Annotated in this window: 20 protein-coding genes and 1 pseudogene; 7 read left to right on the top strand and 14 right to left on the bottom strand. The window is 58.4% G+C overall.

The genetic code is table 11. The features are described from left to right. The first annotated feature begins 6 nt into the window (after window positions 1-6). The 4 genes and pseudogenes from BKA12_RS04130 (at window position 7) to BKA12_RS04125 (ending at window position 1,669) form a co-directional block, all read left to right on the top strand. Window positions 7-645 carry a vitamin K epoxide reductase family protein gene (locus tag BKA12_RS04130; RefSeq protein ID WP_183640886.1) on the top strand — a complete coding sequence of 213 codons (639 nt, stop codon included), beginning with the start codon at window positions 7-9 and terminating at the stop codon, window positions 643-645. Between the two features lie 48 nt (window positions 646-693). Next, window positions 694-789 (top strand): annotated as a pseudogene (locus BKA12_RS12735) (hypothetical protein); the annotation flags it as partial. Between the two features lie 49 nt (window positions 790-838). Beyond that, window positions 839-916 carry a GDCCVxC domain-containing (seleno)protein gene (locus tag BKA12_RS12730; protein ID WP_460691977.1) on the top strand — a complete coding sequence of 26 codons (78 nt, stop codon included), beginning with the start codon at window positions 839-841 and terminating at the stop codon, window positions 914-916. Between the two features lie 87 nt (window positions 917-1,003). Further along, window positions 1,004-1,669: a recombinase family protein gene (locus BKA12_RS04125; RefSeq protein WP_338087424.1), complete on the top strand. Its 666-nt coding sequence runs from the start codon at window positions 1,004-1,006 to the stop codon at window positions 1,667-1,669. 318 nt (window positions 1,670-1,987) lie between these two features. Here BKA12_RS04125 and BKA12_RS04120 read toward each other — a convergent pair whose 3' ends face one another. The 6 genes from BKA12_RS04120 to BKA12_RS04095 form a co-directional block, all read right to left on the bottom strand. Further along, window positions 1,988-2,734: a GntR family transcriptional regulator gene (locus BKA12_RS04120; RefSeq protein WP_183640884.1), complete on the bottom strand. Its 747-nt coding sequence runs from the start codon at window positions 2,732-2,734 to the stop codon at window positions 1,988-1,990. A gap of 195 nt (window positions 2,735-2,929) precedes the next feature. Continuing rightward, complete coding sequence (locus tag BKA12_RS04115; RefSeq protein WP_183640882.1) at window positions 2,930-3,331, bottom strand: cytochrome c oxidase subunit 4; 402 nt, start codon at window positions 3,329-3,331, stop codon at window positions 2,930-2,932. Beyond that, entirely contained in the window at window positions 3,331-5,055 is a 1,725-nt protein-coding gene (ctaD, locus tag BKA12_RS04110) for an aa3-type cytochrome oxidase subunit I (protein ID WP_183640880.1), read from the bottom strand. The genes BKA12_RS04115 and ctaD overlap by 1 nt, the downstream gene beginning before the upstream one ends. Window positions 5,056-5,060: 5 nt before the next feature. Continuing rightward, window positions 5,061-5,927 carry an aa3-type cytochrome oxidase subunit II gene (ctaC, locus tag BKA12_RS04105; protein ID WP_183640877.1) on the bottom strand — a complete coding sequence of 289 codons (867 nt, stop codon included), beginning with the start codon at window positions 5,925-5,927 and terminating at the stop codon, window positions 5,061-5,063. A gap of 217 nt (window positions 5,928-6,144) precedes the next feature. Beyond that, complete coding sequence (locus BKA12_RS04100) at window positions 6,145-6,519, bottom strand: HesB/IscA family protein (RefSeq protein WP_183640875.1); 375 nt, start codon at window positions 6,517-6,519, stop codon at window positions 6,145-6,147. A 164-nt stretch (window positions 6,520-6,683) separates the two neighbouring features. Beyond that, window positions 6,684-8,096, bottom strand: coding sequence for a dipeptidase (locus BKA12_RS04095; protein ID WP_183640873.1), 1,413 nt, complete (start codon window positions 8,094-8,096; stop codon window positions 6,684-6,686). A 36-nt stretch (window positions 8,097-8,132) separates the two neighbouring features. Here BKA12_RS04095 and BKA12_RS04090 point away from each other — a divergent pair, with 36 nt between their 5' ends. Beyond that, window positions 8,133-8,720: a DUF3043 domain-containing protein gene (locus BKA12_RS04090; RefSeq protein WP_183640871.1), complete on the top strand. Its 588-nt coding sequence runs from the start codon at window positions 8,133-8,135 to the stop codon at window positions 8,718-8,720. Between the two features lie 89 nt (window positions 8,721-8,809). Here BKA12_RS04090 and BKA12_RS04085 read toward each other — a convergent pair whose 3' ends face one another. Then, window positions 8,810-9,907, bottom strand: a complete 1,098-nt coding sequence (locus tag BKA12_RS04085; RefSeq protein ID WP_183640869.1) for a quinone-dependent dihydroorotate dehydrogenase — start codon at window positions 9,905-9,907, stop codon at window positions 8,810-8,812. Window positions 9,908-9,973: 66 nt separating this feature from the next. On the opposite strand from BKA12_RS04085, the gene BKA12_RS04080 reads away from it, so the two are divergent. Then, on the top strand, window positions 9,974-11,020 hold the full coding sequence (locus BKA12_RS04080; protein WP_183640867.1) for an alpha/beta hydrolase: 1,047 nt from the start codon (window positions 9,974-9,976) through the stop codon (window positions 11,018-11,020). Here BKA12_RS04080 and BKA12_RS04075 read toward each other — a convergent pair. The 7 genes from BKA12_RS04075 to BKA12_RS04045 all read right to left on the bottom strand — a co-directional run bounded on the left by BKA12_RS04075 (window position 11,017) and on the right by BKA12_RS04045 (window position 18,444). Continuing rightward, window positions 11,017-11,802 carry an isoprenyl transferase gene (locus BKA12_RS04075; RefSeq protein WP_338087423.1) on the bottom strand — a complete coding sequence of 262 codons (786 nt, stop codon included), beginning with the start codon at window positions 11,800-11,802 and terminating at the stop codon, window positions 11,017-11,019. The two genes, BKA12_RS04080 and BKA12_RS04075, sit on opposite strands and share 4 nt — an antisense overlap. After that, window positions 11,803-12,561 (bottom strand): DNA repair protein RecO, encoded by a 759-nt coding sequence (gene recO / locus BKA12_RS04070; protein ID WP_183644535.1) that lies wholly within the window; start codon window positions 12,559-12,561, stop codon window positions 11,803-11,805. Window positions 12,562-12,597: 36 nt separating this feature from the next. Then, window positions 12,598-14,355 (bottom strand): 2-isopropylmalate synthase, encoded by a 1,758-nt coding sequence (leuA, locus tag BKA12_RS04065; protein WP_183640865.1) that lies wholly within the window; start codon window positions 14,353-14,355, stop codon window positions 12,598-12,600. Between the two features lie 232 nt (window positions 14,356-14,587). Next, a complete protein-coding gene (era, locus tag BKA12_RS04060; RefSeq protein WP_183640863.1) occupies window positions 14,588-15,538 on the bottom strand; it encodes a GTPase Era in 951 nt (316 codons plus the stop codon). Beyond that, a complete protein-coding gene (locus tag BKA12_RS04055) occupies window positions 15,535-16,872 on the bottom strand; it encodes a hemolysin family protein (RefSeq protein WP_183640861.1) in 1,338 nt (445 codons plus the stop codon). The genes era and BKA12_RS04055 overlap by 4 nt, the downstream gene beginning before the upstream one ends. Next, window positions 16,869-17,342, bottom strand: a complete 474-nt coding sequence (ybeY, locus tag BKA12_RS04050) for an rRNA maturation RNase YbeY (protein ID WP_183640859.1) — start codon at window positions 17,340-17,342, stop codon at window positions 16,869-16,871. The genes BKA12_RS04055 and ybeY overlap by 4 nt, the downstream gene beginning before the upstream one ends. Continuing rightward, on the bottom strand, window positions 17,332-18,444 hold the full coding sequence (locus BKA12_RS04045) for a PhoH family protein (protein WP_183640857.1): 1,113 nt from the start codon (window positions 18,442-18,444) through the stop codon (window positions 17,332-17,334). Before BKA12_RS04045 ends, ybeY begins: the two co-directional genes overlap by 11 nt. A 221-nt stretch (window positions 18,445-18,665) precedes the next feature. Between BKA12_RS04045 and BKA12_RS04040 the strand changes: the two genes are divergently transcribed. After that, window positions 18,666-19,604, top strand: coding sequence for a GerMN domain-containing protein (locus BKA12_RS04040; RefSeq protein ID WP_183640855.1), 939 nt, complete (start codon window positions 18,666-18,668; stop codon window positions 19,602-19,604). Window positions 19,605-19,624 lie beyond the last annotated feature (20 nt).

Here is a 19,624-nt window from a genome sequence, read left to right as displayed (position 1 = left end):
GACACCATGACCACACCGAGAACCGATGACCACGCGGCAGGCCCCCGGGAACCATCCGTCCGGGTTCCCCGATTCGCCCTCCCCCGTGCCTTCGGCCTCGTGCTGCTGATCTCCGGGGCCGTGGGCTGGGTCGCCTCGGCCATCCTCGTCCTGGAGCGCCTGGCCCTGTACAAGAACCCTGGCCACATCACCAGCTGCGACGTGAACCCGTGGGTTTCCTGCGGGAGGGTCATGGGCACCTGGCAGTCCGAACTCTTCGGCTTCCCCAACCCGCTGATCGGCATCGTCGCCTTCGCGCTCATCCTGGCCACCGCCATGATGGTGCTCTCCGGGGCTTCCCCGGGACGCTGGTACTGGGCAGGGCTACAGGTTGGGGTGAGCCTGGGGACGGTGTTCGTGATCTGGCTCTGGAGCCAGGCCCTCTTCGAGATCTATATCCTGTGCCTGTACTGCATGGTCGTGTGGGCGGCGATGATCCCCTTGTTTATCCTGCTCACGGTCCGCAACCTCGTCCACGGCATCATTCCCGCGCCCCGGGCCGTGACCAGGTTCGCCGCCGACTGGGCCGGAACGCTCGTGGCCATCGCCTACGTCTTGGTCGCAGGGTCGGTCTTTCTGCGATTCCTGCCCGCTTTCATCGGCTGACCGGTCAGCCAGACAATCGGGGCCGTCAACCGCATTTTCTGCCAACCCATGGAGAGCCTAGAGATGTCCGTCGAATTAAACTCCGTGGTGTCGTGCCCGTCGTGCGGCGTAGCCACTTCCGTTCAGATGCCGACCGACGCATGCCAGTTCTTCTGGGTATGCCCCGGCTGCGGGGAGCGTCTACGCCCAGCGGTTGGGGGACTGCTGCGTTTTCTGCTCCTATGGAACGGTTCCCTGCCCACCCAAACAGCAGGAGCGGGGTCTGCTCTAAGCGGGATACACCGCGACTGGACGTAGCATGTCGAGAAACGGTCATTTGACGACATCCCGAACCTGTCGGCGACACGCCGCGGAAACAATGTCTGAAACCCGTGCCGGAAATCAACGTCGTCAAACCATGCAGCACCGGTATTATCGACACATGTTGATCGGATACGCGCGGGTCTCCACCGCCGACCAAAACCCTGACCACCAAACGGATGCCCTGGCCCGCGCCGGCGTCGACCCGGCAAACATCTACCTCGACCATGCCAGCGGTGCCAAGGCCAGCAGGCCCGAGCTCGACAAGGCCCTCGCCTCGGCCAACCGCGCAGGCGACCAGCTGGTCATCACCCGCCTGGACAGGCTCGGACGCTCGGTGCTCCACCTGGTGACCCTCGGTGCGGCCCTCCGCGAGCGTGGTGTGGGATTACGTGTCCTTGAGCAGGGCATCGACACCACGACCGCGGAAGGACGTGCGATGTTCGGAATGCTCTCAGTCCTGGCCGAACTGCAACGAGAACTCATCGTCGCCAACACCCGCGACGGACTCGCCGCCGCCCGCGCCCGCGGGCGAACAGGAGGAAGACGCCCGAAACTCACCCCCGACCAGGCCCACCACGCCCAGCAGCTCTACGACGCGGGGACCCATACGGTCCAACGCATCGCCGACCTCCTCCAGGTCCCGCGCTCCACCATCTACGGGCACCTCGACAAGGCAAGCATCGGACGGCGCCCCACCGCCAAAGCGACCCTGGAGGCTTAGCGCTCAATCCGTCCCCATTACTACCAAGACCCCTAGCCCTGGATTGTAGAGGTTCTTGATGTATCGCCTGTCGTGTACGCCAAAGTAATGGCCTCCGGGCTTTGCAATAAACAAGGCCTACGAAGATCAGGCCCAGCGCTACAAGCCGGCAAGAATGCTGTTCAACGGCTGCACTTGGCAGGAAATCGCACTATCGTCGGATATTTCACTTTTTCACAAGCCACCCCGTTACGTTGCACCGGCGTAGCTCAACACCAACAAATACTCGAAGCGGGTCAGGGAAGACTCGTGTTCTAGAAATACAGCTCTGAGACGGGCTTACAGATCGCGGCTGGCTGCAGGCCGCCGCGTGCTTGTCCTCACGCGCTCGAGTGGCACCCAGAGCTTGTAGCGGTCAGCCCGGTACAGCGATACGGAATAGTCCATGAGCCGTTGGCCCACGAATGCATGGCGTTGAATGCGCATGAGTGGCATGCCTACGTCGATACCCAGCAAACGCGCCTCTGAGGGCGTTGCAGCGGTCGCCTCGACCTGATCCTCACCCCACTGCATAACAATGCCGTAGCGGACCTCCAGCAGGTTATAGAGGGACGACGGTGGAGGCTCATCGAGGATCCCCGGCACGTACTTGGCCGGCAGATAGTTCTCGTCGAGGCTCATAGGCTCTCCATCGGCCAGTAGAAGGCGCTGGAGGCGAATTACGGGTTCACCCTCGGTGAGTTCTATTTCGCGCGCTAGAACCGTGTTTGCGGACCGTTCGTCGAAATGGAGCACTCGAGCCGTGGGCACCATGCCACGTCGTTGCATTTCTTCGGAGTACGAGGTCAGTCGCGCGTGTAGATCGACCTTCGGTCTGGAGACGAACGTGCCAACGCCTACCACACGTTCCAAGACGCCTTCTTCAACAAGTGAGTCAATAGCTCGGCGGACGGTCATACGGGCTGCAGCAAAGTGAACGCTGAGATCACGCTCGCTGGGAATGGGATCGCGACTTGTAGCGCGCTCCTCGGCCATCTGCTTGAGCTCAAGGCGAATACGTTGATACTTCGGCATTGAGGATGGCATGCATCAATCCTAAGGGCACCTACTCCCCTAGTGGCGTTCCCCTTTTATTGATCATCTACAGCCCACGTGTGGCGATGGACGTGTGACTGAAGGACTGCTTCTCTGGCGGATGGCAGTTGACTTTGTCGGGGTACGAAAAAGGGTGGGGCCCTGACTCGTTATTGAGTCAGGGCCCCACCCTTTACTGCGGAATTCTTAGTGTGCGTGATCTCCGCGGCTGTATTCGTAAACCCAGCCGACAAGACCGATCGCCGAGAAGCCAGCGCCGATGAAGAGAATCCACCAGCCAACTGCCAATCCGAGGAATCCGATAGCTGCACCGCCGGCGAGGGCGATTGGCCACCAGCTCCAAGGGCTGAACGCGCCGACGATTCCCGAATTCTCGTGAATCTCGCCGTCAGCGCGGTCCTCTGGACGCATTCCGACGCTCTTGGCGGTCTTGTACAAGTAGAAGCCGATGAAGGCCGACATGATCGAGACCATCAAGATGGCCGGGAAGCCAACCCATTCCTTGAAGTCCGTCAAGAAACCGTAAACGATTCCGATCGGAAGGAAGAAGAGGGCTCCACCCAAAAAGATGCCAGTTTCAACTTTCATTAGCGCTTGTCTCCCTGATCAGCTGGGCCGAAGATCTTCGCGGCGGGGTTCGTTGGAGTCGAACGGAAAGCCGACAACTCAGGATGGTGCAGATCCAACGCAGGACGCTCTGAGCGGATGCGTGGGATGGAGTGGAAGTTGTGACGTGGTGGAGGGCAAGACGTTGCCCATTCCAGCGAGGCACCGAAGCCCCATGGATCATCAACTTCGATCTTCCGACCATTGCGAGCCGTGGTGTAGACGTTCCAGAAGAACGGAACCATGGAGAGCGCCAAGATCATGGAGCCCACCGTGGAAACCTGGTTCATTGCCGTGAAGTTGTCTTCAACCATGTAGTCGGCGTAGCGACGTGGCATACCGATAACGCCCAACCAGTGCTGGATGAGGAACGTCATGTGGAAGCCGATGAACAAGAGCCAGAAGTGGATCTTGCCAAGGCGCTCGTTGAGCATCTTGCCCGTCCACTTTGGCCACCAGAAGTAGAAGCCAGCGAACATTGCGAAGACCACGGTACCGAAGACCACGTAGTGGAAGTGTGCAACCACGAAGTAGGTGTCAGAGACATGGAAGTCGAGTGGCGGAGCCGAGAGCGTGATACCGGTCAGACCACCGAAGAGGAAGGTCACCAAGAAGCCGATCGACCAAAGCATTGGCGTTTCGAAGGTGATGGATCCTCGCCACATGGTGCCGATCCAGTTGAAGAACTTCACACCGGTTGGAACTGCGATGAGCATCGTCATGAATCCGAAGAACGGAAGCAAGACGGCGCCGGTGACGTACATGTGGTGTGCCCATACGGATACGGACAGTGCAGCGATGGAAATCGTCGCGAAGATCAGACCCTTGTAGCCGAAGATTGGCTTACGAGAGAAGACCGGGAAGATTTCAGAAACCACACCGAAGAACGGCAGGGCCAACACGTAAACCTCGGGGTGACCGAAGAACCAGAACAAGTGCTGCCAGAGGATTGGACCGCCGTGCTCAGGGTCGAAGACGTGTGCGCCGAAGCGGCGATCAGCACCTAGCGCGAACAGTGCAGCAGCAAACGGCGGGAAGATCATGATGATCAAGAATGCCGTGATGAGCGTGTTCCACGTGAAGATGCTCATACGCCACATGGTCAGGCCAGGAGCGCGCATCGTGATGATCGTGGTGATGAAGTTGACGGAACCAAGGATGGTACCGAAACCGGACAGTGCCAGACCGAAGACCCAGAGGTCGCCACCCACGCCAGGGCTGAAGGTGGTGGAGGCAAGCGGTGCGTATGCGAACCAACCGAACGATGCAGCACCCTGGGGGGTGATGTAGCCGGCGACTGCAATAACAGAGCCGAACAAGTACAGCCAGTAGGCCAAAGCGTTCAAACGTGGGAACGCAACGTCAGGAGCACCAATCTGAAGTGGCATCAAAACGTTGGCAAAGCCCGAGAACAATGGCGTTGCGAACATGAGCAACATGATCGTGCCGTGCATCGTAAAGAGCTGGTTGTACTGTTCCTTCGTCTGAAGGATCTGCATTCCTGGTTCCCACAGCTCGGCACGGATCATGAGAGCCATGACACCGCCGATGCAGAAGAACAAGAACGAGGTGATCAGGTAGAGGTAACCGATCTTCTTGTGGTCTGTCGTCGTGATCCAGTCAACGACGATACGACCCTTCGACACCGGGACAACGCGAGGCGAGATGGCCTTCGCTTCATCCGTGGCGTATTCGTAAGTAGTCATTGTGTCTACTCCCCTTCGCCTTGGGTAGTGCTGTTGACGACGTCCGGCTTACGGTCGTATTCCTCACCGATCTGTCCGTCAGGAAGCGTTGCCAAGTACTGCTTGAACTCTTCTTCAGAGACAACCTTGACGTTGAAAAGCATTTCCGAGTGGTATTCACCGCAAAGCTCTGCACACTTACCGTCGAACGTACCCTCGGTCTGAGGAGTGAGGTAGATGTGGTTGGTCTTGCCTGGGATCATGTCGAGCTTCTGCAAGAAGGCCGGGATCCAGAAAGAATGAATGACGTCGCGCGAGTTCAACTCGAAAGTCACTGGGACGTTCACTGGCAAGTACAAGGTTGGGAGCTTTTCCTTGGTGCCTTCAGTGCCATCCAAGTGTGCCTGTACGCCAGCGAAGTACTTCTCTTCGCCTTCGTACTTGTAGTTGAAGTCCCAAGCCCACTGCTTTGCACGAACGTCGATGACGAGCGGCGAGTCAACAGGAGCGTCAATCTTGTGCTGAACCGAGTTGGAGAAGCTGTAGAAAGCAAGAATGATGACGATCGGAACTGCCGTGTAGAAGATTTCCATTGGCAGGTTGTAGCTCAACTGGCGTGGGTAGCCTTCGTCACCCTTACGGCGACGGTAGGCGATGATGCACCAGAGCATCAAACCCCAAGTGAGCAAACCGATGATCAAAGACGCGATCCATGAGTTAACCCATAACTCTTGAATTGCTCCAGTGTGGTTTGTGGTGTCCTTTACGACGTTCGGAAGCCAGCCTCGCTGAACTTCTTCCGAACAACCCGTCAACAGCAGCGTGCCCGCGGCGGCAATGGCGGTGACCTTTGCTACCGTCCGGCGGCTACCGGTTCGATCTTGCGAACTCACAGACGGCCCTTCCTCTTCGTTGGTGCGGCGATTCCGATGAAGTTCCCAGCGAGACCGTGGGAACTTTCCCACTCCCTGACTCGTTGGAATCTTCAATCGTTCGTTGTTCTTCTACTACTCCCTGTAGAGCTTACCCTCTTCTGCGCGCAGAAAAAGGAAAACAACGCTCCGGCACGCCTAAATGACATTCCGGAGCGTAGTCCCAAGTCAGGTTCGCTTAGTGGAATGAGTCACCACAAGCGCACGATCCGCCTGCGTTCGGGTTATCAATCGTGAAACCCTGCTTGCTGATCGTGTCCTCAAAATCAATAGATGAGCCGTTGAGGTACGGAACGCTCATCTTGTCCACGATGACTTCTACGCCATCGAAGTCGCGAACGGCGTCGCCATCCAAGACGCGCTCGTCAAAGTACAGCTCGTAGATCAAGCCAGAGCAGCCGCCAGGCTGAACAGCTACACGCAAGCGGAGGTCAGTGCGACCTTCCTGCTCGAGCAAGCTACGTACCTTGTCAGCTGCTACCTCGGAGAGCTGTACTTCGTGAGTTGGCATCTCCTCAGCGGAGGCCTGAACATCGTTGGTGACAGTACTCATATCTAGTTCACTCTCTTTCTCACGGCCCATAAATCAAAGGCCGCGTTGTTGCATCAATCTTACGTCCGCAAGGGTCGAGTTGCCGCACCAAACCTTCGCATAGTGTGTAACACCTCGACCCAGCGGCTTGTTCCCGTACTAGCTCGCGCTAGTTCTGGGATGAACTATTCGCCGAGACCGTTGTTGGCCAAACGCGCCAGCAAGAGTGATTCCGCGACGATCGCCTTCTCAAACTCCGGAACGTGCAACGACTCGTTAGCGCTGTGGGCACGCGAGTCCGGATCTTCAACGCCCGTGATCAGAATGTGCGCCGACGGGTACAGTTCCTTGAGGTCCGCGATGAACGGGATGCTTCCGCCAATACCCGTGTTCACGGGCTCGGTTCCCCAAGCGTCCCGCAAGCAGTCGTTCATGAGGCGAGCTGCGGCGTCGTTCTCTGCGTCCTGGAAGTAGGAGCTGCCCTCTTCCGTCAGCTTGAACGACACGTGAGCGCCGCGCAGATCCAAGGACTCAATGTGCTTCTTCAATGCGGCGCCAGCTGCGGCGGCATCCTGGCCGGGGGCAAGGCGCATGCTGAGCTTGCCTCGAATGCTCGGAATCAATGCGTTTGCTGATTCTGCGACGCTCACCATGTCCAAGCCGATCAAAGAGATCGCTGGCTTATTCCACAAGCGGTCCGTGAGCTTTCCGGTGCCCGCCAACTGATAGCCAGACACTACGGATGAATCGGAACGGAACTGAGCGTCGTCGTAATCAACGTCCGCTTCTTCCTTCGAAAGCAAGCCTTTAATCGCGACGTTGCCATCGTCGTCGTGCAAGGAAGCAACCAAACGCGCGGCGAGTAGCGGCGCGTCCAAAACGGGACCGCCAAACATGCCTGAGTGCACGGCGTGCTCCAAGACGCGGATCTCGAACTCCCCGGCAACCATTCCGCGCAGCGAGGTGGTCAGTGCCGGCGTTCCAACGGCCCAGTTCGCGGAGTCGGCCACCACAATGACGTCAGCGGCGAGGTCAGCGCGGTTCTCCTCCAAGAAATTGCGGAAGGACGGCGAGCCGGCTTCCTCTTCACCCTCGATAAAGAGTGAAATGCCCAGACCGTGGCCTGGCATCGCAACTTCAAGCGCTCGCACCGCAGAAATGTGAGCAATGACGCCGGCCTTGTCATCAGCCGCGCCGCGACCAAACAAGCGATCACCGCGGAGTTCTGGCTCGAAGGGCTCGGAATCCCAGAGGGCGCGATCCCCCGGCGGCTGCACGTCGTGGTGCGCGTAGAGCAGGATGGTGGGCTTGCCCTCTGCGGCTGGTTTGCGAGCGAGGACTGCGGGGTATCCCTGCTTGCCTTCGTCAGTAGGGGCCGTCGCAATGCGGACATCGTCAAAGCCGACGGACTTCGCGAGGGCGGCAACGGCCTCGGCGCTCTCTTGCACCTTGGAAGCGTCGAAAGACTCCCACGCGACGGACGGAATCCGCGCGAGCGCAATGAGCTGGTCCAAGCTCTCAGGGAAATTTTGGGACACGATCTGACGGATGGCGTCAATATCTACAGTGGTGTCAGGGTTAACAGGATTCAATGCCATTTCTTCACTCTATCCACTGACCGGTAGGATTGCCGGGTGTTTGGACGTAAGAAAAATGAGACCGATTCCCCTGTCACTCCTGAGCCGGTAGTCACGCAGCGTGACGCCCAGGCTGGAAAGGGTGCACCCACGCCTAAGCGCTCTGTGCAGCAGGCTCAAAACAAGCGTCCGCTGGTTCCAAGCGATCGCAAGCTCAGCAAAGAGCAGCGCCTCAAGGAACGCGAAGAGCGCCAGCGCCAGTTCCGCCTCGCGAACGAGACCGCCGACGAGCGTTACCTCTTGCCTAAGGACCGCGGCGAGCAGCGCCGTTTCGCGCGTGCTTTCGTTGACGCCCGCTACATGATTTCTGAGTACTTGATGTTCGTTCTCTTGGCGTTCATCATCGTTGCTTTGGTTATTCAGGACATCAACGTCCAGACCTACATCACGTTGGCTATGTGGGCTGTCTTGCTCATTACCGTGGTGGACACGTTCATCATGACCCGCAAGCTCAAGAAGCGCCTGATCGAGAAGTTCGGCCAGGTAGAGCGCGGCGTCCTCTGGTACGCGGCTACCCGCGGCATGCAGTTCCGCAAGCTCCGTTTGCCGAAGCCACAGGTTGCGCGCGGCGAATACCCTCAGTAACTATTTGGCTCGATAGAAAATTAGCCGGACCTGCTCGTTGATGAGCGATCCGGCTAATTTTTTGAGTACGACGACGCTGCCTCGCGCCGCTACAGCGCCTTGTTGCTGTTGAGACGTCCGGTTCGCTGCGCCTTCTTGAGTCCGGCGTTGATGCGCCATGCCCAGAATGGACCCTCGTAGAGGAACGCGGTGTAACCCTGAACCAAGTTGGCGCCGGCCTGCAGGCGCTCAATCACGTCTTCTGCACTCGTGACACCACCAACCGAGACAACGGTGGTTTCACGTGGCAGAACGGCGCGGAGTTGCTTCAGTACTTCGAGCGAGCGGGCCTTCAACGGTTCACCGGAGAGTCCGCCGGCGCCGATTTCGGCTACCTCTTGAGCGTCCTTCTTCAGGCCTTCACGAGAAATGGTGGTGTTGGTGGCGATGATGCCATCCAGCTCCAACTCCGTTGCCAAGCGTGCGACGTCCGCAATGTCTTCGTCGGCCAGGTCCGGAGCGATCTTCACGAGCAGCGGGACGTGTCGGCCGGCACTGCGCGAAGACTCCTCGCGCACAGCATCGAGAATGGGACGCAAGCTTTCCACGGACTGCAAGAGGCGAAGACCGGGAGTGTTCGGCGACGAAACATTCACCACCATGTAGTCGGCGAGCGGAGCGAGAGTGCGAGTGCTCTGGCGGTAATCTTCTACGGCGTCCTCGAGCTCCACCACCTTGCTCTTGCCAATGTTGATGCCGATGATGGGGCGGGTTCCCCCGAAACGGCGTGAGAGGTGCTTGAGGGACTCTTTGATGCGCGGGGCTACAGCGACGGCACCTGGATTGTTGAAACCCATGCGGTTTATGACGGCTTTGTCTTCGACGAGGCGGAAGAGTCGTGGCTGTGGGTTACCCGGCTGCGCAATAGCGGTCACGGTGCCTACCTCGATGTGGCCGAAACCGAGATCGCACAAGGCGGTGGTTCCGTGTCCTTCTTTGTCGAAGCCGGCGGCCAACCCGAAAGGCGACGGGAATCGCAGGCCCATGACGGTGCGCTCGAGGGACTGGTCTGGTGAGGTCAGGCGGCGCAGCACTGCTGAAGCGCCAGCTTTCTCTGCTGCGCGGACCATGGAGAATCCCACGTGGTGAGCCTTTTCAGGATCCATGCCGGAAAAGAAAACTTTGAAGAACGTGGGATAAAAACGCATGCTCTGTATTCTTCCAGCGGGCCCGAATGCATCCAAATACGTTGCCGTCGCCAGTAGGCTCAACGTATGTCAGATTCCAGTGATGCAAACTCCGTTCCTGAGGAGGTTGTCGGCGGAAGCTTTGCCGCAGACACTCTTGCGGGCGAATGGCGCCCCGATATTTTGGGTGAGGATTTTGAGTACAGTTCACTGCATTTTCAGGACGACGACGAAGGCCCGGTTTCCGCAACGATCGTCCGGTACCGTCCGGACGCACCGCAAGAGACGGACTCCACACGTGTACAGGCGGTTCTGTACATCCATGGATGGAGCGACTACTTCTACCACCGGCGGCTCGCCGAATACTGGCATGCGCGTGGCTATCACTTCTTCGCGCTGGACTTGCGCCGTTTTGGAAGGAGTCTGCGGGAGTGGTCCACGCCCGGCTTCATCACGGACCTCAGCGAGTACGACGAGGATCTGAGCGCAGCCATATCCGCCATTCGTGAGAGTCTCGCGGACCAAGGATCGGTGGAAATCGTTGGCATGGCGCATTCGACCGGTGGACTAGTGCTTTCGCTCTTTGCTTCGCGACATCCAGAGATCTTTAAAGCCTTGATCCTCAACTCGCCATGGCTCGAGTTCTATGGCTCCAGTCCCCTGCGAAACACTGTGGCCTCCGTGCTGACTCCCCTAGCGCGGAGGAATCCGCGGCAGCTCGTGAAACTTCCCGAAGTGGACCACTATTGGCGTTCCTTGAGTAAAGAAGCAGAAGGTGAATGGGACCTTCATCCACTTTGGCGACCGCGCTTGGCTTTCCCCATTCGAGCAGGGTGGCTCTTGGCGATTCTCAACGGGCACACGCTCGTCAGTAAAGGTCTCAATATTGAGGTGCCCATCTTGGCGCTCTACGCGGAGCGGTCCAAGCTGGGGCTCAGTTTTGTCCCCGAAATGATGTCAGCGGATTCGGTGCTGGATGTGGACGTGAACCTCAAACGGGTGCTCAGCCTCGGCCGCAGGGTGACGGTGGTGCGTATCTCTGACGGCATGCATGACATCTTCAGCTCAACCGCTCTCGTTCGAGAAAGCGCCTATGAAGAAATCACGAGGTGGGCGGACGGCTACCTACGCTAGCTTTGGCTCGCCTGGTCAACGGCCCCGCCGTAGCGACGGTCGCGCTGAGCGTACTGTTCCACGGCCGCCCAGAGTGTGGTGCGGTCAACGTCTGGCCACAGCACGTCCATGAACACCATTTCGGCGTAAGCCGACTGCCACAGCAGGAAGTTGGAAGTGCGCTGCTCCCCCGAGGTTCGCAAGAACAAATCGACGTCCGGCATTTCGGGCGCGTACAAGTATCGGTTTAGCGTGCGTTCGGTGATGCCGTTGGGAGACAGCTTTCCACGTTTGACGTCTTCGGCCAGCTTGGAGATGGCATCGGCGATCTCGGCCCGTCCGCCGTAGTTCACGCACATCGTCAGCTGCGTGCCGGTGTTGTTTGCGGTCAGCTTCTCAGCGTCTTGCAGTTCTTTGACGACGCTGGACCACAAGCGCGGCTTGCGACCAGCCCATCGAATTTTGACGCCCCACGAATTCAAGGTGTCGCGCTGGCGTCGCAAGACGTCTCGGGAGAAGCCCATGAGGAAACGGACTTCTTCAGGGCTGCGCTTCCAGTTTTCGGTGGAGAACGCGTAGACGGAGACATACTTGATGCCCATTTCCACGGCACCGGCCATGACGTCGAGCAAAGCGGCCTCGCCGGCGCGGTGACCCTCGGTGCGTGGCAAGCCGCGCTGATTAGCCCAACGACCGTTGCCGTCCATAACAATTGCCACGTGCTGAGGTACGAAGCGTGGATCCATCTTCGGCACCGTCGCACCCGAAGGATGCGTATAAGGAGCTTGGTAGGTGCCGGTCACTCAGGTGGTCCTTTCAATATGACGCATCGACGTCAGTGCGCGTTCGAGGTGCCATTGTACGTAACCTGTGACGATTCCGGAGGCAGCTCGTTGGTCAGCCATGTCCGCTGCGTCAATCAGATCCCAGTCGCCGGCCAAGAGCGCCGCGAGCAGCATTACCGCGGATGGACCAGGAGACAACGAACCGGATGGCTTGCAATCTACACAGACGCTGCCGCCCAACACGATGTTGACGGAAGCATGCGGTCCAGGGCGTCCGCACTTGACGCATTCGGAGAAGTTCGGCGCCCAGCCTTCGGCGGCAAGCGCACGCAAAAGATAAGAGTCCAACACGCGTGAAGGATTGTGCTGGTTTCGAGACAAGGCGGCCAAGGCGCCGTGGAAGAGCCGGTACTGGACCGCAGAGGATTCGTCGTCAGTCTGGGTCAGACGCTCGGCGGTCTCGGCCATGACGTTCGCCGTCGTAAAGAGAGTGTAATCCGCGGCTATCAACTGACCGTAGGGCCGCTGAAGCTGCGCTTGAGTGATGATATCCAGTGTCCGGCCATGCACAATCTGCGCGTCCACCAGCATGAACGGTTCTAGCGTTGCTCCCAGCTTGGAGGATGTCCGCCGCACGCCCTTCGCGACGGCCCTAATCTGCCCATACTCGGGACTGAGCATCACAATGATGCGATCAGCTTCGCCTAACTTGTAGGTGCGAAGCACAATCCCGTGGGTTCGATAAGAGCGTGCCGCGAAGGACGCGTTGCGAGACATTACAGAGGTGGTCACTGAGGGCGGTACGGCCCTTACTTACTTCGACGATGCCGTGGAAGCGGATTCGCGAAGCGCGCGGTTCACCGCAGAGATGACGGCGTTCAAAGAAGCAGTCCCCGTGTTCGTGTCGATACCAACACCCCACAGGACGCGCTCGCCCACAGCTGCCTCAATGTATGCGGCAGCCTGTGCGGTTCCGCCCTGGCTGAGTGCGTGCTCGGAGTAGTCAAGGACACGAATGTCCACGCCGTCTTCCGTCAGGATATTCACGAATGCGCTGATAGGACCGTTGCCCGTGGCGGTGCGAACGGACTCTTCGCCATTGACGAACAGCTTCACAGAGAGCTCGAACTCGCCGTTTTCTCCCGTGTCCGTCTTCACGCCGCCGAGGCGGTACGTGCCCCACTGCGCGTCAGCATCAGCGGATGGCAAGTACTCATCCTTGAAGATGCCCCAGAGTTCGCTGCCGGAGATTTCTCCGCCTTCGGCATCAGCACGGCGCTGCACTACGGAGGAGAACTCGATCTGCGCACGACGTGGCAAGTCCAGCTGGTGTTCGTTCTTGAGCAAGTACGCCACGCCGCCCTTGCCGGACTGGCTGTTCACACGGATCACTGCTTCGTAGCTACGTCCGATGTCCTTAGGGTCGATCGGCAAGTAAGGAACGGCCCAGACGATCTCATCCACGGTCTTGCCGGCCGCTGCGGCATCGCGCTCCATGTGCTCGAAGCCCTTCTTGATGGCGTCCTGGTGGGAGCCGGAGAAGGCAGTGAACACCAAGTCGCCGCCGTATGGCGAACGCTCTGGGATGCGCAGCTGGTTGCAGTATTCGGCGGTGCGGCGGATTTCGTCCATGTCGGAGAAGTCCAGCTCTGGATCGATGCCCTGGCTGAACAAGTTCATGCCGAGGGTCACCAAGTCAACGTTGCCGGTGCGCTCACCGTTGCCGAACAAGCAGCCTTCAATGCGGTCTGCGCCAGCCATGTAGCCGAGCTCGGCAGCGGCGACGCCGGTTCCGCGGTCGTTGTGTGGGTGCAGCGAGATGATGATGGACTCGCGGTTGGCAATGTTGCGGTGTACCCACTCGATGGAGTCGGCATAGACGTTAGGCGTCGCCATTTCCACCGTTGCCGGCAAGTTCAAGATCATTGGGTTCTCAGGGGTGACGCCAAATTCGTTGGCGACGGCGTTAGCCACGCGCACAGCAAACTCGAGTTCGGTTCCCGTGAAGGACTCCGGCGAGTATTCGTAGGTGATCTTGGTGTCGCCAGCGAGCTCTTCTTCGTACTTCTTGCACAAGCGCGCACCCGAGGTGGCGATGTCCATGATGCCGTCCTGATCTTCGCCGAAGACCACGCGACGCTGCAGGATCGAAGTGGAGTTGTACAAGTGAACGATCGCTTGCTTGGATCCCTGAATCGCTTCGTACGTGCGCTCGATGAGGTGCTCGCGAGCCTGCGTCAGCACCTGAATGGTGACATCCTCAGGAATGCGATCCTGCTCGATCAGCTGACGAACAAAGTCAAAGTCAGTCTGGGAAGCGGACGGGAAACCGACCTCAATTTCCTTGAAGCCCATGCGTACCAAGAGATCAAACATCTTGTGCTTGCGCTCTGGGCTCATGGGCTCAATCAGAGCCTGGTTGCCGTCACGCAAGTCAACCGCACACCAGCGTGGGGCCTTCGTGATGACCTTGTCTGGCCACGTGCGGTCAGGAAGATTCGTGGAGATTTGATCCTGGAACGGCACATACTTGTGGATGGGCATTCCGGAGGGCTTTTGAAAATTCTGCATGGCTTTGCCTTCTTCTATTTCTGAGAAATTTACGATCGCTCGAGGCGATGGCCGGGTACGCAGGCTCCGCAACGGGGATTCGGCCCGAGCACAATGGCTCGTTAGGCCCCGCCGCGGCGGCTAAGAAGTAGCAATCCCGAAAGCATGGTTCGACCCTAACACTCCCCTACCGCCTTTTAGCGATTTATTGACGGTCGCTTGTCGTAAAAATTGAAACCGGTTTGAATTCTCGCTAGAAACCTAGACGACCCAACTGCTTCGGGTCGCGCTGCCATTCCTTGGCAACCTTCACATGGAGATCCAGGTACACCTTGGTGCCCAAAAGCGCTTCGATTTCCTTACGAGCACGAGTTCCAACGTCGCGCAGACGCGATCCGCCCTTGCCAATGATGATCGACTTCTGGCTGGGGCGTTCCACGAAAACGTTGACGTGGATGTCCACCATCGGATTGTCAGCCGGGCGGTCTTCGCGCGGAATTATTTCTTCCACCACGACGGCGAGCGAGTGCGGAAGCTCGTCACGGACGCCCTCCAACGCGGCCTCGCGAATGAGCTCCGAGATCATTTTCATCTCAGGCTCGTCCGTGAGTTCACCGTCTGGGTACAGCGGTGGCGACTGTGGCATGAGCTTCGCAAGAACGCCGATGACTTCCTCTACCTGATACCCGTCTTTCGCGGATACCGGTACGACGGCGGCAAATCCCTTAGGTGCCAAGAGTTCGTCTCCCAGCTGGCTGACGGCAAGCAATTGCTCTGCCAGTTGCGCCGGGGTCACGAGGTCAGTCTTGGTGACGAGCGCGACGATCGGAGTGCGTGGTGGCAGTCCACCCAGCTTCTGGGCAATGAACTTATCGCCGGGGCCGATCTTCTCGTTTGCTGGCAAGCAGAAGCCCACCGCATCCACTTCGCCCAAGGTCTCGGCCACGAGGTCGTTGAGGCGCTGACCAAGAAGCGTGCGCGGACGGTGCAGGCCTGGAGTGTCGACGATGACGAGCTGGTGCTCTGGACGATGCACGATGCCACGAATCGTGTGGCGCGTGGTCTGTGGCTTACTCGAGGTAATCGCTACTTTTTGACCCACGAGTGCGTTGGTGAGGGTGGACTTTCCGGCATTCGGACGTCCCACAAACGAGGTGAAGCCCGCCCGGTAATCCTTCGGGTAATTTTCTGGCGTCAAGCTCATGAGTGTTGCCCACTTTCGTGCTGGTGGAGGTCATCAGAGTCACGGCGTCCCGTGGACCCTTGCGGTTCATCGTCAGTGTCTTCAGTGTCTGGCTCAAACCACGTCAGCAAGAAACCAATACGGTTGCGCCGACCTTCGAGGGTTTCTGCATGCAAGTGAATGCCTTCAACAGTAACTTCGGAGCCCACAATCGGCACACGGCCCAAGTGCTTGGCGAGAAGACCGCCAGCGGTGTCGACTTCGTCGTCTTCGAGGTCCTTGTTGAAGAGTTCACCAAGATCGTCCAACGGCGTGCGTGCGCTAATGCGGAAGACGCCGGGACGTACTTCTTCAATGTCTGGCCGCGAACGGTCGTATTCGTCGTCGATCTCGCCCACGATTTCTTCGATGAGGTCCTCGAGCGTCACAAGACCGGCGGTTCCGCCGTACTCGTCAATGACGATGGCCACGTGGGTCGATTCGATCTGTAGCTCTTTCAAGAGCTCAGCAACGGACTTGGATTCAGGGACATAGCGAACATCGCGTGCGATGTTGTCCACGGGAGACTGCGGATCGTCGTGGAAGTGCAGTTCCCGAGCGATGTCCTTCAGGTAAACGATGCCCACTATGTGGTCGCTCGATTCCTGAATGACGGGGATGCGCGAGCAGCCGGACTTCAAGCAGAGCGTCATGCACTCCGCGAGCGAGGTGCCGGAGTCCACGGTCACCATGTCTGTTCGCGGCACCATCACGGCGCGAACTCGGGTATCGCCGAGGTCAAACACGGAGTGAATGAATTCGGCTTCCACGTCTTCGATCATGTCCGCTTCGTTGGCGCGGTCCACCATGTCGCGGAAGTGCTCTTCGGAAAAGAACGCTTCGTCTGCAGCGGTCTCCCCTGGGGAGAGCTGATTTCCAATGCCGACGAGCCACTGTGGAATTGGTCCAAGAATGACGCGCAAGAAGCGGATGAGAGATGCGGTTCCGGAAACGAAGGATGCAGCACGGTTCCGGCCAATTCGTCGTGGCGATACGCCCACCACTACGAAGGCCATGACAGCCATCGTGAGTGTGGCGGCGAGACCCGCAATCCACATGTTCGCGATGACGAAATAGAAGAACAGCGCCACAGCAACCGCAGATGCCATTTCAAACCACAGTCGCCACAAACGCAATGCATTCGTGTGTGGCACTGGATCATCCAGGATGGCACGTAGCTTGTGCTTGGGCCTATTGGCTAGCAGCTGTTCGGCTTCTTGGCGGCTCAAGTAGAGGAAGGCAGCTTCAACGGCGGTCAGTAGACCGGCAATCAATAGGAAAGCAATTGCACCGAGTGCGAGTAATGCTGGACTCATGCGATGGTCTCCTTGGGCGCAGGGCGGCCCAAGTGCTTCTCCAAGAGCTCACGCTGCAAGGAGAACATTTCCTCGCGCTCTTCCGCTTCCTCGTGATCGAAGCCCAACAGGTGCAAGAGACCATGCGTGGTCAAGAGCAGGACTTCATCGAGGTACGAGTGGCCGCCGGCCTGGGCCTGCTGCTTTGCCACTTCAGGACAAATCACGATGTCGCCCAGCATGCCGGCGCTGCTCACGTTGCCGGGAGTGCCGGGAGTCAGCTCGTCCATGGGGAAGGACATGACGTCCGTTGGTCCCTCAAGATCCATCCACTCCACGTGAAGGCGGGCGCTAGCCTCTTCATCCACGAGCGTGATACCCACTTCAGCTTCGGGGTGAACCCACAAGCTGTCGAGGACAAAGCGAGCTAGTTTGCGGACTTCGTCGAGATCCATGTCAACCGACGTCTCGTTGCTGATTTCAATTGACATTTTTCATCCCGCTCTTCCGTGTTCCTCGTGATCCTGGTCCAGGCAGAGAACCCTGCTGGTCATTCCACTTTTCGTACGCGCTCACAATTTCGGAGACGAGACGATGTCGCACCACGTCGGATGCCTCGAGGTACTGGAACGAAATTCCGTCCACGTCCTCAAGAATCTCGGTGACCACGCGCAGCCCCGAGCGAGTTCCGCCCGGCAAATCCACTTGAGTGATGTCACCCGTGATGACCATCTTCGCTCCGAAGCCCAAACGCGTCAGGAACATTTTGATCTGTTCAGGGGTGGTGTTCTGTGCTTCGTCCAAGATGATGAACGCATCGTTGAGGGTGCGGCCTCGCATGTAGGCCAGCGGGGCCACTTCAATGGTTCCGGCCGCCAACAACCGTGGGATCGTCTCCGCATCCACCATGTCATGTAGCGCGTCATACAAAGGCCGCAAGTAAGGGTCAATCTTGTCCGTGAGCGTGCCCGGCAAGAAGCCCAGCTTTTCGCCGGCTTCAACGGCCGGTCGCGTCAGAATAATGCGCGAGACTTCCTTGGCCTGCAATGCTTGGACGGCTTTCGCCATAGCCAAGTAGGTCTTGCCGGTACCTGCAGGGCCAATACCGAAGATGACCGTGTTCTCGTCAATCGCGTCGACGTAGCGCTGCTGGTTCACTGTCTTTGGGCGAATGCTTCGGCCGCGACTTGTCAAAATATTCAGGCCGTAGCTTTGGGTCGGAAGCCCGCTGAAAGCCGAAGGTGTCGTCGGCAGGTGAGCTGCGGCGTCGTGCTTGATGCGAGACGTCGTCTCAGGGGCAAAACCGGCTGATCGCGTGCGGTGCCGGACGAGCTCTTCAATAATTTCCAGCGTCACCGTGGTGCCGGTGCGGGCCAATTGCCGCGCGTCTTCCAAGACTGACTGCACCATAGCGGCGTCAGAGCGAGGTCCTTTAACGGTGAGTTCTTGGTCAAGCGGGGTAACGCTGACGTTCGGGTATACGCCCGAGAGCACCCTCAAAAGTTGGTCTTGCGCACCGAGTGCCGCAACCATTTCTGCGGTGGAATCGAATGGAACACTGAAGCTCTCTGGAGTTTCGAGCTCATCTGCCATGCGTGATGGACACCTATCTTCTCTGATTTAACGAATAAATTCGCGCCTTTTTGATTGTAGTTCACTGGGCAAGTGCGCACTTGGAGCAATGCTCAAACGGTCAAGAATTGATTAAGGAATGATTACGTTTACAGATAACACTGTTTCTGGTTGTTACTCGTGTGTAGCCTAAAGGACGCGCCTCCCCCAGCGCAGTGACCGTTAAAGAGGATTATTTGTTGATGCCATCGTTGAAAGGCCGTGCCCGCATTGTGATTGCGGGAACGGTAGCTACCGGAACAGTGCTGCTTGCTGCTGTCGGTTGCTCAATCAGCGATTCAACCCTGCCTGGTGGCCAATCTTCGATGCCTACCAAATCCTCTGCGTCAGGATCGGTTGCCGTCCCAACGGCGACGGACGCCAAGCTCGAAGATCTCGGCGTCAATCAGCTTTCGCCTGTCTATTGGTTGGGCGAAAACGGGGACAACGTCTTTTTGTACCGCGAGTTCTTGCCGGTAGCGGACCAAGGCGATCCCGTGGTTACCAGCGTCAAGCACATGCTTGAGGCGGAGCCCGCGGATCCGGACTACTTCAACGTCTGGTCTTCCGCAAAGCGCATTGGCGCCACCATTTCTGCCGAGAACGTGATCACGGTGGACATTTCCTCCGATGCCTTCGACAAGTCCGTGGACAAGGGCCTCGCCGAGCGCAGTATTCAGCAGCTGGTGTACACGGCCACTGCCGCTGCCGCGAACTCGGGATTGTTGACCGGCAAGCAAAAGCCAGCCGTGAGCATTGTGGTGGATGGCCGCCAAGGCTATGACGCGTGGGGCCTCGTGAAACTTGACCGTCCATTGGCCCGCACCGACAGCATGCGTGCGCCGGTCTGGCTGGTCGATCCGTCCGAGGCTTCCTCCTACGGCTCCCCCATCAAGGCTTTCGGCGTTACCTCCAAGTTCAGTGGCGGTTCCTTCTATAGCGTGGCGACGGTGAACAACGGGACGGTGGGCGCTCAAGTTGCAGACGGCGTCCTTGCTGAACCAGATCAGCTTCCTAATGATGGCGAATTCCGGTTTGAAGTCACCCTGAAGCCGGGCACCTACCAGCTGTCAGTGTGGGGGCAGAACAAGGATTCTGACATCCATATCGCAACGGACACCAAGACCTTCACGGTTCGTTAGGGTCTAGAGCTCGTTAGCGT

The sequence above is a fragment of the Neomicrococcus lactis genome, assembly GCF_014200305.1.
GTDB lineage: Bacteria > Actinomycetota > Actinomycetes > Actinomycetales > Micrococcaceae > Neomicrococcus > Neomicrococcus lactis.
Note: the sequence above shows the minus strand (reverse complement) of the source record. Positions and strands in the feature narration are given on the sequence as shown.